Raw genomic sequence first — 16750 nt, 5'->3', positions numbered from 1 at the left:
TATTCAATCAGCCGAATTTTCGTAATTATAACCGTATATTTTGTCGACCTATCGCTAAATCACCGATTCCAAAGGAGGATATCCGAATCCTGATACGATGAAAGCAAGCTGCATTCTTTTAAAAATGCAGCTCGCTCATTCTTCCTGAAATGGCTTGAAAGGCAGTCCGGTCCGTAACACCCCTCTTGTCTCTACCCCGCCTAAGCCTTTCTCGCCCGTTAACGTATTCCTTAGTACATCCCATACATGAATATTCTCGGTAAAAGGAGAGAAGCTCACCTTTCCGACAATATACACAGGATCAAGAGCATGAATGTTAACACGCGATGGAGAGCTTGCAAAATTCGCCCCAGCTTGGATGAGTGATTCAAAATGAGATTGACACGCCCCGGCAAATATAATCAGCTGGTCTAAATGTGAAACCTTCCTTCTTGCTTCCCTAACTGTCTGGACAAAGTCCTTTGAGTGACGGTATGCATTGATATCGGACATCGGCCCTTTTGATTTTGAATAGGCGTCATGCCCGGTGACAACAAGGATATCCGGCCTGTAATGGTCCAGCAGTCCCCCGATCCTTTGGGGCATTTCCTTTTCATTGCAATAAACGCCATTGACCGGGATACCGAATTTTTGATATAGATCGAGGCATTTCCTTAAGTAAGAAGCATCTCCATCAACATGGAGGACCCTGCCTGGTATTTGAAAGTATTCACCGCTATAGCGATAGCCATTACTGGACTGATAGCCGTTTTTTTGCTGCTGCAGCTCAAGATCTTGTGTTAATAAACGGTAAGATTGCTCTTGAAGTGCCTCATTCGACCTTTGTCGATCATTTCTTTCATGATCATTAATGATCATTAAATCTTGAAAAGGTGCATCTGCGATCAGCCGGATATCTTCCCCATAAAGGACTGCTTCCCGTCTTCCGGCAATCTCACGAATATCGATTACCCGGAACAGCACGTCGCATTTATAGGAAACCCGACCGACAATATCGTTAATTTGAATATTCATGGCCCCACCCCATGAGAAGACTTATTTTCAGCCCGCCCTAGTTTATTTTCATTCTTAAGTTATGCAAGCCAATCTTGAATGGTGAAAGTTGGGGATTGACCATCTTCATCGTCAGGTTTTTCATATCGCGCGGGCCACCGGTCAAAACAAAAAAACCGGAAGCTGGGAGTGACCCCATTCCGGTTTTCCAATATCCTTATTTGAAGTTTGGCAATAGTGCATCGCTCAAGCGGCCAAATTCTTCTATGCTCAATGTTTCACCACGTCTGGTCGGATCGACTTCCGCTGCTTCTAGAGCAGCAAGTATGAGTTCCTTTTTCGCTTTTCCATCTTGCAGCTGGCTCGTTAAGTTGTTTAAAATCGTTTTCCGGCGCTGTGCGAAGCTGGCCCTCGTGACAATGAAGAAGAAATCCTCATCAAGAACCTCAACGATCGGCTGAACCCGCTTAGTAAGACGAATGACAGCTGAATCGACATTAGGCTGAGGCATGAATACCGTTTTGGGAACGATCATCACGGTCTCCGCTTCCGTATAATATTGAATCGCAATCGATAAGGAACCGTATTCCTTTGTACCAGGTTTAGCGGCAATTCGATCAGCCACTTCCTTTTGCAGCATGCACACGATACCCCTGATCGGAAGATTCTCGGACAATAGCTTTAAAATGATTGGCGTCGTCACATAGTACGGCAAATTGGCCACAACCATCAAATCCGAGAAGCCAGCGAATTCTTCCTCAATGACCTTCTTCACGTCTGCCTTTAAAACATCTCCGTGAATGATGTTCACATTGTCATAAGGAGAAAGTGTATCAGATAAGATTGGCAGCAAACGCTGATCGATCTCGAATGCCGTAACCTTTTTACTGCTTTTCGCAAGTTGTTCCGTCAAAGCGCCGATTCCCGGGCCGATTTCAATGGCACCGCTTTCCTCTGTCAAATTGGCATGATCGACGATGCGCTTCAAGATATTCGTATCGATTAAAAAGTTTTGGCCTAAGCTCTTTTTAAAGGAGAATCCGTACTTTTTCAATATATCCTTGGTCCTGACGGGTGTTGCTATATCCTTATTCATGGTTTTCCTCCTGATTGATCTGTACCATTGCTTCAGCAAAAGCCTCGGTTGATATTTGGAACATTTTCAGTCGCTTATATAGCTGCTTTCCATTCGTGAATCCGATTTTCAAGATGGTTCCAAGTCTTTCCCTTCGTTCCTTGGCGCCGGAACCTCCTATTAAACCTGCATCTATCAAATCCTGCTGTGAAATTTCTTCCGAAGCCTCTTCATCCATTAATTGTGCATCTTTCAAAGCATGACGGATCGCCTCAGGCGATGCATGCTCCACGCCTATTCCCCTGCCTGACTTAGGGAGGGCCTCCTTCTTCGTTAAAAAGGCATGTTTACACCCTTTTACCTGTTCCGAAATGATATTCCTGATTTTTTGACCAGGAAAATCAGGATCTGTGAAAATGATCGCACCTCGCGTCTTTTGTGCAAGCCTGACCTGCTCAATACACGCTTCATCCACAGCCGAGCCGTTCGTTTCTATTGTATCGGCATTAACGGCCCTTTTTATCGCTACCGTATCGTCCTTACCTTCTACAACAATGATTTCTTTAATTTTTTTCATGTTATCCTTATCCTCCATACAGAAAAGCGCATGCGCTTTGGATCGCTATTGATACATGCATCTGGGCCACCTGTGATGCCTCCCCATTTGCAGAAGAAATTTTACGGAACAATGACAATGATTCCAGCCAGCATCATTTATGAAATAAACACACATATTACATCTTAAGCAATTTTTGCTACGTCTATCTTATTAAAACAGTTTTACATGAGGTTTTTCAACAAATGGAAAATAAAACGTCAAAAAACAGGAGACGAATTCATCTCCTGCGAGAGAAACCTTATTAGTCCAATACGCGAATCTTAACTTGCTTTACACCCCAACGGTAGGCGTCATTTTTTGAAGAAAAGAAAACGTCGATCTTATTCCCCTTGATAGCGCCGCCTTTGTCAGCAGCCACTGCATAGCCATAGCCCTCTACATAGACTTTCGACCCTAAGGGGATTACGCTTGGATCGACAGCAATGATTTTCGCACCGGGATTACTCTTGAGATTCACGCCTGTGGACGTGACACCTGAACAACCCTTGCAACTGGCTGTATAAGCGGTTGATGAAACGTATATTTCTTTCCCATTGGGCGAACTGACGTTGGTTACGCCGCGTGATGCTTGGGCAACGGTCGTTTTCGTTCCGACCGTTACAACCTTATCCTGCTTTTTATTCACGACTTTTTCTGAAAGTAATTCTCTTTTGACCTCTTTGCCATTTTCTTTAATGACTTCAAATTTCTTGGAAATGAGTCCGTCTTTTCCCTCTTTGACAATTTTCTCTTTCCCTTTTGATAAGGAGTCATCTTTTTTCGTAATGACAGCAAAGTCAACTGGTTCTTCCACTACATCGGTGACTTTTTCAATTCGAATTACGTTTACCGTATTCTTAGCTTCAACTTTCTCGGCTAGTTCTGGCTCAACTCGATCCAAATCATTGAGTTTTACTCCTTGTTGCTTTAAAAAGTCAGCGACAGTAGTCGAAGTTGACCATACCTTTTTTTCATCACCGCCCACCACTAACTTCAGTGCAAAGGCTTTGTCTATGGCAACTTCCATATTCCCTTTTAGCTTCGTACCTTTTGAGGGTGTGATCTTATCCTGTTCCTTCACATCCAAATCTTGTTCTTTCAAGAACTCGTCTACCGTATCAGCGGTTGACCAAACTTCCTCGGTTTCACCATCCTGGTTCATGACGATTTTTTGCGCCGGCTTGTAGACAACCTCTAAATTGTCGCCCACCTTGCTGTCCCTTGATGGGTGGACATAGTCCGCGGCTTGAACGGTAATCTCTAAATCTTTCAAAATATCATTGACAGTAGATGCGTGTGTCCGCACTACCTCTTTTTTTCCGTCTAGCATGATCGTGACTGTATGCTTTGTTCCTTGATGGATTAGTAATCCCAATGCTGCGGAAACAAGAATTGCACTGCATATGGCCATTGCCATTCTCTTCTTCCCAAGCTGTTTGGGGATAAGGCTTTTCATAGTATTTAATAGAATGAAAAACTCCTCCTTCCTCCCGGTGATTATATAGACTTAGTTATCAAGCTGTCAACCCATTCACTTCTCATTCAGGAAATTACTACCTATTATGCATAGTCCGGAATCAAAAGGAAAGGGCGACTTCTCGACATAATAAGCCCATTGTGGGAGTGAGATTTGTTGAAATCTCGAAAATCGCGATTTTCGCTAGCGAACCCCGATGGAAATTGTCAAAAATACTGTCAGTTAATGCCGAATAATTTCTTGGCATTTTCCGTCGTTGCCTTGGAAACTTCCTCTATCGTTAGCTGTTTGATTTCCGCAATCTGCTCGGCGACCAGCTTCACATAAGAGGGTTCATTACGTTTTCCCCTAAAAGGATGAGGTGCCAGATAGGGACAATCCGTTTCAACCAACAAACGGTCCAAAGGCACGGCAGCTGCTACCTCTTTTGGTTTTTTGGCATTTTTAAAGGTCACGGGGCCGCCCAACGAAATATAGAAATTCATCTCTATGCATTCCAACGCCGTTTCAGCGCTCCCGCTAAAGCAATGCATGATGCCGCCCACACTGGAGGCCTCTTCTTCCTTCAAGATGTTCACGATATCCGCCGTCGCTTCGCGATTATGAATGATGATGGGCAGCCCCACTTTTTTCGCCAATCGGATTTGCTTCCTGAATACCTCTTTTTGTACATCCTTAGGCGATTTATCCCAATGGTAATCAAGCCCCATTTCTCCAATCGCCACTACCTTTGGATGACTGGATAGCTCCTCGATCCATTGTAAGTCGTCTTCGGTCATATCTATGGCATCCACAGGGTGCCATCCGACTGCGGCATACATGAAATCATAAGCTTCCACCAATTCCATCGCCCTTTTGATGGTTGGCCTGTCAAAGCCAACCACTACCATATGATTCACTCCAGCTTCCTTGGCTCTTTCAATGACTTCTTCGAGATCCTCGTTGAATTGTTCCGCATTTACATGAACGTGTGTATCAAATAACATTTTTACTCTTCCTTTCTAGCACTATTTTATTTAAGAATGAATGTATTATGTTTCACAATTAGATAACAAAAAGATTACAACGGGTACATGCAGGCCTATTTACTTTTTCCAAAACCATAAAGAAAAAAACATAAAAATGTTTCATATGAAACACCTTTATGTTTTTTGAGGGTTTATTTCACCTTTGAACCATTTGGAATCGATGAATCTATTGTCGCGACCGAGAGCTTGCCTTCCTGACTGCCAGCCAAAATCATCCCTTGAGAGAGCTCGCCACGAAGCTTAACAGGCTTTAAATTCGTTACGCATATCACTTTTTTACCTACTAAATCTTCAGGTTTATAGTGCTGGGCAATGCCAGATACGACTTGGCGCTTCTCATAGCCTAAATCAAGCTGCAGCTTCAGAAGCTTATCCGCCTTCTTCACCGGTTCTACTTCGATGACCTGGGCCACACGAAGCTCCACTTTCGTAAAGTCATCTATCGTGATTTCATCAACCTCCGGAATGGGCTCTTCCGCTTTTTCAGGCGCTTTCTCGGCACCGCCTTGCATTTGCTCTTTAATATATGAAACTTCCTCTTCCATGTCCAAACGAGGGAAGATCGGGTCGCCCTTCAACACTTTCGTGTCCGCAGGGATTTGGCCGAACTCCGCTAAGCTATCCCATGAAGTTAACACTTCATCCTGGATGCTAAGCTGGGCAAAGATTTTTTCCGGCGTCTGCGTCAAGAAAGGCTTCAAAAGGATAGCCGTCCTACGTAAGGATTCCGCTAAATGAACCATAACACTGGCAAGCTCTTCTTTTCTTGCTTCATCTTTGGCAAGCGACCATGGCTGTGTTTCATCAATGAATTTGTTCGTCCTGCTCACAAGCTGCCAAATGGACGTTAGCGCAACTGAAAACTCCATTTTCTCCATCGCTTCCTCATACTTGCCAACCGTATCATGATTCATTTCAAGCAAGGCTTTTTCAAATTCACGATTCGATCCTTGATAGCTCGGGATCACACCATCAAAATACTTGTTGACCATTGCCACCGTTCGGTTTAACAAATTGCCTAGATCATTAGCCAGGTCGAAGTTGATTCGTTCCACAAACCCCTCAGGAGTGAACACACCGTCAGAACCAAAGGGAACTTCACGCAATAGGTAATAGCGTAAGGAATCCAGGCCGTAACGATCAATCAAGGTAACGGGATCGACCACATTCCCTTTTGATTTGGACATCTTCCCATCTTTCATGAGCAGCCAGCCATGGGCAAAGACTTTCTTAGGAAGCGGTACATCAAGGGCCATCAGCATGATTGGCCAATAAATGGTATGGAAACGAACGATTTCCTTTCCGACCAGATGTACATCAGCAGGCCAATAATTCAAGTATTTAGAATCCTTGTCCGTTCCATATCCTAAGGCCGTTATATAATTGGTCAAGGCATCGATCCATACATAAATGACGTGCTTTGGATCTCCTGGCACCTTGATGCCCCAATCGAAGGTAGTGCGCGAAACGGCCAGATCTTCCAAGCCTGGTTTAATGAAATTATTGATCATTTCGTTCTTACGCGATTCCGGTTGGATGAAATCAGGGTTTTCCTCGTAGAACTTCAATAATCGATCTGCATATTTACTCATCTTAAAGAAGTATGATTCTTCTTTCACTTTTTCGACAGGTCTGCCGCAGTCCGGACAGTTCCCATTGCTCTCCTCTACCTGACGTTCCGTGAAGAAGGATTCACAAGGTGTACAATACCAGCCTTCATATTGGTCCAAGTAGATATCGCCCTGGTCAAGGAGCCTTTTGAAGATTTTGGCTACAACCGCTTTATGGCGATCCTCCGTCGTCCGAATGAAATCATCATATGAAATATCAAGCTTTTCCCATAGCTCTTTAATCCCCGTTACGATGTTATCCACGTATTGCTGCGGGGTGATTCCTTCTTCAGCTGCTTTACGCTGGATTTTTTGGCCGTGTTCATCAGTCCCTGTCAGATACATCACATCAAAGCCCCGCATCCTTTTATAACGGGCCATGGCATCACCTGCCACTGTCGTGTACGCGTGCCCTATATGTAAATTACCGCTCGGGTAATATATGGGTGTCGTGATATAAAATGTTTTTAGTTTATCTTTCACTTGGTTCCCTCCTCATCTTTTGGAAAACTGGCGATGCGACTTGCCAAAGCCATCAGACTATATTAAAAGTAATTATCTCTATTTTAACGCTATATGCGATTCTGCGCGACAATAATCACAAATCAAATCCTCATGATGGTGGAATTATAATCGTTTGAATCGGTGTCTTTAAAAATAATGTTAAGGGGGTAACTTCCTTTTTGTCAGCATTACCTCTTACCTCCACAAAATATACCTAAAAATCTTTTTTTGTGCAACATATCACATATTTGAAAGCTTTCTCTGGAAATTATCCTTAACTGAGAACTTATGCTTTGAAACTAAAATGCATTTAATCATATAATAAAGAAGTCTTTTGTCGAATTGTGGTGACATGCGTAATTTTTTGTAGCTGATGAACATCTAAATGATGAGGACATATCCAGTTTTTGCTCATTAAAACCATTTTTGAACCCTGGAAATGCAGTCATGCTCTTTTCTTACAAAAAAATGAAAATAAATCATTGACGAATATGGGAATGGCTGGTATTATAAGTTTATAAAAAAATTTGTCGAATAATGGCGAAAAAAATAGAAATAGGGTACTAGATTGTAATCTGAGAGGAGAAATTCTAAAATGAAATCTACAGGTATTGTTCGTAAAGTTGATGAATTAGGCCGGGTCGTTATTCCAATCGAGCTTCGTCGTACATTGGGAATCGCTGAGAAAGATGCTCTTGAAATCTACGTTGATGACGAGCGCATCATCTTGAAAAAATACAAACCAAACATGACTTGCCAAGTTACAGGTGAAGTTTCCGATAACAACCTTACACTTGCAAACGGTAAATTGATCCTTAGCCGTGAAGGCGCTGAATTGCTTATCCAAGAAATTCAACAAAATTTCACGACTTCTAAATAATTGCCTAACAAAAAAACTTCCGGACCCCGGAAGTTTTTTTTTGCTCATTTATCCTCGCCATCAATGTGATACGCTTGATATACATCTCGTTTTTGGATATCGCGATCCTTTGCGACTTGCTTGATGGCGTCCTTTGAAGTGTACTGCTCGGCTTCTATATAGTGATTGACATGCCCGACTAAATCAAGTTCCGCCCACCAGGCTTCGGAAGCCTCTTCGTCCGGAAATTGCCCGCCTTCGATTATTAAACAGAACTCACCGCGGATTTCGGACTCCGTCGCCCAAGTCAGCGCTTCACTTATCGTCCCCCGAATGAATTCTTCGAATTTCTTGGTTAATTCACGACACAATACAATCCGACGGTCACCGAGTACTTCCTGCATATGCTTCAAAGTTTCTTTTAAGCGGTGCGGTGATTCATATATGATCCAAGTCGATTCCATCTTTTTTAACTTTTCCAGCTCCCGCTTCTTTTCTTTGGCTCCGCGCTGTAAAAATCCATAAAAGTAAAAGGGCTGCGGCGTGAGCCCTGATGCAATCAATGCCGTTAATGCAGCGTTTGCACCCGGGAGCGGGATGACTTTAAACCGCTCGGCTATTGCATCCTTGACCAGTTCGTATCCGGGATCAGAAATCGTAGGTAAACCGGCATCACTTACCAAAGCGATGACCTCTCCTGACCGCAGCCTCTCTAGCATCTGCTTCCCGCTATATTCCTTATTATGTTCATGGTAGCTGACGATAGGTGTCGTAATTTCGAAGTAATTGCATAATTTCTTCGTATTCCTTGTGTCTTCGGCAGCAATGACATTCGCTTCCTTTAAGATCCTTAAAGCCCGGAAACTCATATCCTCAAGGTTCCCTATCGGTGTAGGGACCAGATACAGGGCTGGCTCCAATCCTTCTTTTTCAAAACTCTTTTGCTGCCACATATCATATATCTCCCTTCGCCATCCACATTTGTTTTTGCTTTCTTGACAATTGCTTGAATTTATATTCGGCCTGCATGGCCAATGTCTGTGTTTCGAATATTTCATGATGAATCAGTTCAACCGGGGTGCGTCCTCGTGTATACTTTGCCCCCTTGCCTTGATTATGGGCAGCGATCCTTCGCTCCAAGTCATTTGTATAACCAGCATAATAGCTGCCGTCCCTGCACTTTACGACATAAAAATAATGTTCATTCTTCTCCATATAAAATCCTTCTGATTTCCGGATTATACTCATTTTCGTCATTATATACAACGAGCGGAGGCAGAATCTTCAAATCAGGGTTCCCATCCTTTATCCCCTCAATAAGAATCGTATTGGCTTCCTTTGAGCTTTTGGGATAAACGAATTGAAGCCGTTTCGGTTCGATCCTGTACTTCCTCATGAAATGCAGGATATCCATCAAGCGCCCCGGCCGATGAACAAAAGCGGCTTTGCCCCCTTGACGCAGCAATTGACTGGAAACGCGCATGACGTCTTCAAGATTACACATGATTTCATGCCGGGCAATGGCAAAATGTTCATTTTTATTGATTTCCTCAATCAATGGCGTCGGAAAATAAGGGGGATTGCAAGTAACCACGTCATATTTGCTATAACCGATCTGTTCCGGCATTTCCTTGATGTCCCCATGGATCATCTCGATCCGGGAGGATAAGCCATTATGGTCCATGCTTCGCTGGGCCATGTCATATAACCGCTCTTGAATCTCGACGCCTGTAATTGCCGCTTTCGTCCTTGTGCTCAGCAATAAGGGCACGACGCCATTCCCCGAACAAAGGTCGACAATTTTCCCTTTTTGGATCGGGACATTCACGAACCTTGATAATAAAACGGCATCCAATGAAAAAGAGAACACCGATGGACTCTGGATGATCCTTAAATTCTCAGCCAATAGATAATCGAGGCGCTCATCGCCTTTAAGTTCCACCATTGCTGTTACCCTCCTAATTATGTATGGAAAAAGCATGTCCAGGATCCATGCTTCGACTTTCATCTCGTACAAAAAGGGGCCTGACCCATAGTATGCGTCAGACCCCGAATCACTATATATTGTAAACGGTCTATCTATCACTTTAAAAGAGATGGAGCATTCTTTTATATATTATTCCATTATCACTTCTTGTTTAAAAACGATAAACAGAACAGGCAATCTCCTTCTTTTCGTAAACTGCCAAAATGCAGATTACAAATATGGAAGCCCTCTTGATAGATACGGGCTAAATTATCATAGCCTTCCCCGATATCCATAACCTTGTCCGTACTAGCGGTGCGATTTTTCACTTTTTGCTTCATCTTTACCGCAGCAGGCGCAGTTTCGACTTCCGCAAGGCCTAACCGATGACGCAAGTGCTCGTTTTCCAGCTTGAGCGACTGGTTTTCCTCAAGGATTTCAGCCAGGTTCTGCTTCAATTCCCCAAGCTGTTTATACAATTGGCCTATCTGGGTTTCCATATTGGTCACCGACTCAAATATAGCTTTCTTATCCACGCTCTCCCACCACCTTAATAATCTGTGGCTTGAATAGAAACGGCTCCCTCTTTTAGAATCTCATCTAGAGTATACTCTAATACTCTTTCCTGCTCGATTAGTTCAATCTGAAGTACGCGTTCTAGAATATTAAGCCCCACTACCTTGCCTTTGCCACCAGGCGTATTAATCATTTCACCTAAATCAGGAAGCATTTCCTTCGCACTTTCATACTCGTCATTTTCATATTTCAGACAGCACATCAACCGACCGCATAATCCTGAGATTTTTGTAGGGTTTAATGATAAATTTTGATCCTTCGCCATTTTGATCGAAACTGGTTCAAAATCCCCAAGAAATGTGGAGCAGCAAAGCATCCTGCCACAAGGCCCGATGCCGCCAAGCATTTTTGCTTCATCCCTAACCCCAATTTGGCGCAGCTCTATCCGAGTTCTGAATATGGCAGCTAAATCTTTGACTAAATCACGGAAATCCACGCGGCCATCCGCTGTAAAATAAAACACGACTTTATTTCTATCGAATGTATAGGAGACATCGACTAGCTTCATATCCAGCTTATGCTCAATGACCTTCTGACAACATATTGAGTAAGCCTCTTCTGCAGCAGCCTTGTTCTCATCGACAATCAGCTTATCTTTCGCGTCAGCTACCCGAAGTACTTTTTTCAATGGCAGGACAACATCGTTTTCATCTACTTGCTTACGGGCTGTAACAACTTTACCGAATTCAACGCCGCGGACAGTCTCCACTATTACAAAATCGTCCTTAGGAATAGCGAATTCACCCGGATCAAAGTAGTATATTTTGCCCGCTTTTTTAAAACGGACACCTACAACATCATACAAATCATGATCCCTCCTGCAAATTCAGCACAAGCTGTTCCATCAACAGCTGTGGATTCGTGTTGGACATCAGCTTTCTTTTTGCTTCCAAGATACACGCCATATGCTCGGCAAGGCGTCTTGAGGAAAGATGAAGAGCGTGAGTTTCAAATTCCTTCAGTTTATTTTGAAATGCAACAAGGTGCTTTTTATCCAACTGAATGTATAATAAATCCTTATATATAAGAAGTAACAAATCAAGACCTCTGTCAACCTGTTCTCTTTCTTTAAAGTGTGTGAACCAATCCGTTTGAAGGTACAACAATGCCTTCAAGGAATTAAGTTTTAGCACTTCATACAATTTTACCACTATTTTTTGAGCTTGTACAAACCATTCATCACGGCTAAGCTCGATTCCCGCTTCCACATTCTGTGTTATATGTGCAATAACCGAGGCGAGCTGCGGCTCCAAATCCTGTTCCATCAGCTTCCGTTTCACATTCTCCGGGGATAATGGCTTGAACGAAATCACTTGGCATCTTGATAATATCGTCGGCAAAATTCTTTGAATCTGTTCGGTCATCAATATCGCAACGGTGTCGGCCGAGGGCTCCTCCAAGAATTTCAATAGACTATTGGCGGCACTCACCGACATTTTGTCCGCATCGGCAATCATATAAACCTTGCGATCTGCCTCGACGCTCTTTTTCGAGAATTCCTCTTGAAGCCCCTTGATTTGTTCCTTCTTGATGGAGAGGCCATCTTTTTCTATTAAATGGACGTCTGGATGATTGCCGCTTGAAATCCGTTTGCAATTCCGGCAAGTTTCGCATGGCTCGTAACCTGCTGTGGGGGCTTCACAAAGTAAGCTTTTGGCAAATGTATTGCTTATATCCTGTTTACCCGTGCCTTTTTCCCCTTCAAATAAATACGCATGCGCCACTCTGTCCTTCATTATGCTATTCTGCAGCATGGTCATCACCTGCGGCTGAATTCGGCTCATATCCTGCCATGTTTTATCCAAAACCATCAACTCACTTAAGTATATAGATTAATCAGAAGACCTTTAATTTCACCTATCATTTCCAATATTTCAAGCGAGCCTTTCTCTTTATTGAGAATTTCCTCACTTAGCTCAACTAATCTTGCATCTATCGTTTCCACGGTTTTCAATGGCCGGCTTTGACCATATTGGTTCCAACTAGTGGATTGCTTCAGCTCCAATCCATATTCAACCGCTTCTTTTACAAACCGTTTAACCAACGCCTTATATTTTGCCAATTCCCTAAAGGTACGTGACCGGACTAAACGCTGCCCCGCCCCTTCAATATCACCTATCAAACGGTTCAAGGTTTGGATTTGCATCTTTTGATCCTGTGTCTGGACCATTTGCTGAAACCTTCCATTTGCAGACTGAAACTGTTTGGCATCTTGGCGTGTCTTATCCAGCTTAATAGGGATTTCATGGTTGATTTTCATTATGAACCTCCATGCATCTACCCATTAAAACTGTAAAAAGTTTTCAACAGGCAAAATGAATATGGTCGCACCGCCTACCTGTATCTCCACTGGGTAAGGTACATAGGACTCGGCGTTGCCGCCCATCGGTGAAACCGGTGATACTAATTGGGAGCGTGACTGGCAGTTCTGCTTGATGATCTGAATGGCCTGATCAACCCGTTCATCCTCCGTGCCGATCATGAAAGTCGTATTGCCCGATTTTAAAAACCCGCCAGTGCTGGCAAGCTTGGTCGTTCCGAAATTATTTTCCACTAATTCATTCAGCAGCCGATGGCTATCTTTGTCTTGAACGACAGCAATGATCATTTTCATTCTTATCACCCTCCGGTTACTCTGAATTTTTTCTACCTCTATTATAGCAACTAGTCATTGACTGGAATAGTATTCCGTTGAATAATCTGAAAACGAATATGATTACCTTCCCGACTCTTTCAGGAGGTTTAATAAGCCGGCTTTCGTTTCTTCAAAAACTTCTTCGATTGTCCGTCCTGCATCCACGATGATGAAGCGATCTTGCCATCTATTCATGATGAGCTGGTAGCCTTCGCAAACCTTCTTATGAAAATCCAACGCTTCAAGGTCAAGCCTATTCACTTCGCGCTCCCCATTGGATTGAATGCGCCTCAATCCCTCTCCTGGGTCAATATCGAAAAAGAACGTGGCGTCGGGCATCATGCCTCCGATTGCGAATTTATTGATACTGTAAACCTCTTCTATATCCAAGCCCCTTGCATGCCCCTGATAGGCCAGAGAGCTATCGATAAATCGGTCACAGAGGACGATGCCGCCTCGATCCAGCTCCGGCATGACCACCTCCACTAAATGCTGGCGTCTTGCCGCTGCATATAATAAAGCCTCTGTTCGAGGATCCATAGCTGTATTTTCTTTATTGAGAATGACTTCCCTGATTTGCTCCGCAATGGGGACCCCGCCTGGCTCGCGCGTTAACAGGACTTGATAGCCTTCTTCTTGCAGGGCCTTGCCAAGCATGTGGGTAATCGTCGTTTTCCCAGCACCCTCGGGCCCTTCCATTGTTATAAAAATGCCACGCTTCATCGATGTACCTCCAAGGTTCTTTGTTTGTAGTATATCATTTTAACCTGATTGTCCGCTTTCATAAACGAATAATTCACCATTTGCCAGAGAGAAACCGCCATGGAACCTCGCTCCTAGCGACAGCAGTCCCTTCAAGCTCGATACATGCTCGGCAGTGATCATTTCCCCGGACATAATTAAAGGGATCCCCGGAGGGTACGGAATGACCATCTCAGCCGACACTTTCCCTATGGACTTCCTGAACTCAACCGATTTCGGTTTTCTTTGTTTCATGAGCGAGTATGGCATTTCAAGACCTGTCATTGACTTTCCAGCATGCCGACTATCCATTTGAATGGGCATGCTCTTGCCCGTTCTGCCTATGGTCGCGTTGTTTATATTTTCAATGATTTCATGAAAAGGAAATTCGGCACCCATCTTCAATAAAGGTAAAATCAGCAGCAAATTATTAGGATCAGCCAATTCGGCAAAAATTCCTTTTGCTTCACATAACCGCTGCAATTCAAAACCGCTTAAACCATTTTTTGATTGGATGACCACTTTCAATGGGTCGCAAAAAGTCCCCTTTGGCGCCTCCATCACTTTAATTGATGGCAGGGCGTCCAATCCCCCCCTGAACTCCCCAATTTTTCTATTCAGCTCTTTTTTATCATCTGGGGTGAAAGAGGCGAGGTAGGCCCTGGATAAATCAAGCGACCCCATGATGGGGTAGGATGGGCTGCTCGACTGGAGCATCTGCAAATAGAAGGATACTTGATCGGCATCAATGTAAGCTGAATGGAGGTGCAGATATGACCCCATGGTCATGGCCGGCAATGTTTTATGTGCAGAATGAACGACGGCATCTGCGCCGGCCTTAAGAGCCGTATCGGGAAACGGATCTCCTAACTGAAAGTGAGCGCCATGGGCCTCATCCACAAGCACCGGTATCCCCCTTTGATGGGCAAGCTTTACCATTTCGCCCATATCCTCGCCTAGACCATAATAATTCGGATAAGTTAAAACGATTGCCTTGGCATCCGGGTGGACACGCAAAGCTTCTGCAATCAATTCTGGTGCTATGCCTCCAGCGACCCCCCACTCCTCATAAAAAACCGGCCGCAGAAAAATCGGCTGAACATTGGCTAGCATCAGGCCATGTAAAATCGACTTATGACAGTTCCTTTGGACAAGCACCTTATCTCCTTCGCGGCATGCCGCAAGGATCATTGCCATGTTACCCACGGTAGACCCGTTGACCAGAAAATGACTCTTCTTCACTCCATATAAATCGGCAAGCAGCTGCTCGGCCTCTAAAATGGCGCCCTCAGGAGCATGCAGGTCATCTAAACCGTTTAGCTCCGTAGCATCGATCCCGAGCACGGGGCTATATAACGCTTGTCCCTTTTCACTATATACCCGTCCATTTTTATGTCCGGGGACATGGAGGGAAATTGGTTCATTTTTATAAAAAGCACTCATTGCATCGAACAATGGTGTCTGTGATTGATTCATTTATTATCTTCCCTCAAATCATATTATTTTTTCATTTTATCAAATAAGTTCAAATTTATCTCCTCTGGCGATTAAACGGGAAATCCCTGGCCCTTACCTGCGGCCAGGTCAAGTCATCAAGCATTCTGCTAAAGTACTATAAAAAGAGTCAGAGAATGAAGAGACAGTCCATTTCTTCATTCTCTGACTCTTCAACTTTCCATACCTAGCCTCTCATGAAAATATTTCAGGATTGGTGATTTTTCTTAATTGCTTTAAGTAATATTTATACCTCGGATCATTTGTATCGGTACCGATCATATCCCTTTCGCATTCCTCACAAATGAAAGTCGTATATACGTGTATCCCCATTCCTTTTATTTGTTCACACACCACGCACGTTTCCCCTGCCGTCGTTTTGGTTTTTGTTGTCCCCAACATCTCCACCTCCATACCTGCATTCTCCCCAAAAACCATCGTTCACATACTTCGATTTTAAATAGTTTAAGAGAACCGGGGCTGCTTTTAACAATGTATGATGGAGATTTTCAATACGTGTATGTCTCTATATAAAAGTTTCCATAAACGCTGAATCGTCGATTAACGAAAAAAGACCAGCCGAGGTGGCTGATCTTTTTTCTAATGGCTTGGCGGCGTCCTACTCTCACAGGGGGAGACCCCCAACTACCATCGGCGCTGAAGAGCTTAACTGCCGTGTTCGGAATGGGAACGGGTGTGACCTCTTCGCTATCGCCACCAAACATATGAGGAACGTTGTTCCTTCAAAACTAGATAATAAGAAGGCCTTTCATTTTTTAAAGCGTTGGTTAAGTCCTCGATCTATTAGTATCAGTCAGCTCCACATGTCGCCACGCTTCCACCTCTGACCTATCAACCTGATCATCTTTCAGGGATCTTACTAGCTTGCGCCATGGGAAATCTCATCTTGAGGGGGGCTTCATGCTTAGATGCTTTCAGCACTTATCCCGTCCGCACGTAGCTACCCAGCTATGCCTTTGGCAAGACAACTGGTACACCAGCGGTGCGTCCATCCCGGTCCTCTCGTACTAAGGACAGCTCCTCTCAAATTTCCTGCGCCCGCGACGGATAGGGACCGAACTGTCTCACGACGTTCTGAACCCAGCTCGCGTACCGCTTTAATGGGCGAACAGCCCAACCCTTGGGACCGACTACAGCCCCAGGATGCGATGAGCCGACATCGAGGTGCCAAAC

At 43.9% G+C, this 16750-nt stretch carries 18 protein-coding genes and 2 rRNA genes (1 of these 20 running past the window's edge); 1 reads left to right on the top strand and 19 read right to left on the bottom strand.

The genetic code is table 11. The features are described 5' to 3' along the window. Positions 1–135 precede the first annotated feature (135 nt). The 6 genes from yabG to metG form a co-directional block, all read right to left on the bottom strand. Positions 136–1014, bottom strand: a complete 879-nt coding sequence (yabG, locus tag MHI53_RS00260; RefSeq protein WP_061144037.1) for a sporulation peptidase YabG — start codon at positions 1012–1014, stop codon at positions 136–138. 196 nt (positions 1015–1210) lie between these two features. Continuing rightward, positions 1211–2089, bottom strand: a complete 879-nt coding sequence (rsmA, locus tag MHI53_RS00255) for a 16S rRNA (adenine(1518)-N(6)/adenine(1519)-N(6))-dimethyltransferase RsmA (RefSeq protein ID WP_061144038.1) — start codon at positions 2087–2089, stop codon at positions 1211–1213. Continuing rightward, complete coding sequence (gene rnmV, locus MHI53_RS00250; RefSeq protein WP_061144039.1) at positions 2082–2645, bottom strand: ribonuclease M5; 564 nt, start codon at positions 2643–2645, stop codon at positions 2082–2084. The genes rsmA and rnmV overlap by 8 nt, the downstream gene beginning before the upstream one ends. Positions 2646–2928: 283 nt before the next feature. Beyond that, complete coding sequence (locus MHI53_RS00245) at positions 2929–4083, bottom strand: ubiquitin-like domain-containing protein (protein ID WP_340372560.1); 1155 nt, start codon at positions 4081–4083, stop codon at positions 2929–2931. Between the two features lie 278 nt (positions 4084–4361). Then, positions 4362–5129 carry a TatD family hydrolase gene (locus tag MHI53_RS00240; protein WP_061144041.1) on the bottom strand — a complete coding sequence of 256 codons (768 nt, stop codon included), beginning with the start codon at positions 5127–5129 and terminating at the stop codon, positions 4362–4364. Positions 5130–5302: 173 nt separating this feature from the next. After that, the gene (gene metG, locus MHI53_RS00235; protein WP_340372559.1) at positions 5303–7264 is read right to left on the bottom strand and encodes a methionine--tRNA ligase; all 1962 of its coding nucleotides are present in this window, start codon (positions 7262–7264) and stop codon (positions 5303–5305) included. A 616-nt stretch (positions 7265–7880) separates the two neighbouring features. Between metG and MHI53_RS00230 the strand changes: the two genes are divergently transcribed. Further along, complete coding sequence (locus tag MHI53_RS00230; protein WP_057915383.1) at positions 7881–8165, top strand: AbrB/MazE/SpoVT family DNA-binding domain-containing protein; 285 nt, start codon at positions 7881–7883, stop codon at positions 8163–8165. Positions 8166–8209: 44 nt separating this feature from the next. On the opposite strand, the gene rsmI is transcribed toward MHI53_RS00230, so the two are convergent. From rsmI to MHI53_RS00165, 13 genes are all read right to left on the bottom strand, one after another. After that, positions 8210–9097 (bottom strand): 16S rRNA (cytidine(1402)-2'-O)-methyltransferase, encoded by an 888-nt coding sequence (gene rsmI, locus MHI53_RS00225; RefSeq protein ID WP_061144043.1) that lies wholly within the window; start codon positions 9095–9097, stop codon positions 8210–8212. A gap of 1 nt (position 9098) precedes the next feature. Next, entirely contained in the window at positions 9099–9359 is a 261-nt protein-coding gene (locus MHI53_RS00220; protein ID WP_340372558.1) for a GIY-YIG nuclease family protein, read from the bottom strand. Next, positions 9346–10089 carry a tRNA1(Val) (adenine(37)-N6)-methyltransferase gene (locus MHI53_RS00215; RefSeq protein ID WP_340372557.1) on the bottom strand — a complete coding sequence of 248 codons (744 nt, stop codon included), beginning with the start codon at positions 10087–10089 and terminating at the stop codon, positions 9346–9348. Before MHI53_RS00215 ends, MHI53_RS00220 begins: the two co-directional genes overlap by 14 nt. A 182-nt stretch (positions 10090–10271) precedes the next feature. Continuing rightward, the gene (yabA, locus tag MHI53_RS00210) at positions 10272–10646 is read right to left on the bottom strand and encodes a DNA replication initiation control protein YabA (protein WP_061144046.1); all 375 of its coding nucleotides are present in this window, start codon (positions 10644–10646) and stop codon (positions 10272–10274) included. 14 nt (positions 10647–10660) lie between these two features. Next, positions 10661–11491 (bottom strand): stage 0 sporulation family protein, encoded by an 831-nt coding sequence (locus MHI53_RS00205; protein WP_061144047.1) that lies wholly within the window; start codon positions 11489–11491, stop codon positions 10661–10663. Position 11492: 1 nt separating this feature from the next. Continuing rightward, on the bottom strand, positions 11493–12491 hold the full coding sequence (holB, locus tag MHI53_RS00200; protein WP_340372556.1) for a DNA polymerase III subunit delta': 999 nt from the start codon (positions 12489–12491) through the stop codon (positions 11493–11495). Positions 12492–12505: 14 nt separating this feature from the next. Beyond that, positions 12506–12946 carry a YaaR family protein gene (locus MHI53_RS00195; protein WP_061144048.1) on the bottom strand — a complete coding sequence of 147 codons (441 nt, stop codon included), beginning with the start codon at positions 12944–12946 and terminating at the stop codon, positions 12506–12508. A gap of 24 nt (positions 12947–12970) precedes the next feature. Then, positions 12971–13300, bottom strand: coding sequence for a cyclic-di-AMP receptor (locus MHI53_RS00190; RefSeq protein ID WP_061144049.1), 330 nt, complete (start codon positions 13298–13300; stop codon positions 12971–12973). Positions 13301–13402: 102 nt separating this feature from the next. Then, on the bottom strand, positions 13403–14044 hold the full coding sequence (gene tmk / locus MHI53_RS00185; protein WP_061144050.1) for a dTMP kinase: 642 nt from the start codon (positions 14042–14044) through the stop codon (positions 13403–13405). Between the two features lie 39 nt (positions 14045–14083). Next, positions 14084–15538: an aminotransferase class I/II-fold pyridoxal phosphate-dependent enzyme gene (locus MHI53_RS00180; RefSeq protein ID WP_340372555.1), complete on the bottom strand. Its 1455-nt coding sequence runs from the start codon at positions 15536–15538 to the stop codon at positions 14084–14086. A gap of 213 nt (positions 15539–15751) precedes the next feature. Then, entirely contained in the window at positions 15752–15970 is a 219-nt protein-coding gene (locus MHI53_RS00175) for a sigma factor G inhibitor Gin (RefSeq protein WP_081092550.1), read from the bottom strand. Between the two features lie 192 nt (positions 15971–16162). Continuing rightward, a 5S ribosomal RNA gene (gene rrf, locus MHI53_RS00170) occupies positions 16163–16278 on the bottom strand. A 62-nt stretch (positions 16279–16340) separates the two neighbouring features. Further along, positions 16341–16750 (bottom strand): 23S ribosomal RNA (locus tag MHI53_RS00165) (it continues 2523 nt past the right edge of the window).

Source organism: Peribacillus sp. FSL E2-0218 (assembly GCF_037992945.1).
Taxonomy (GTDB): Bacteria; Bacillota; Bacilli; order Bacillales; family DSM-1321; genus Peribacillus; species Peribacillus simplex_B.
This window is presented reverse-complemented; position numbering and strand designations above follow the sequence as displayed.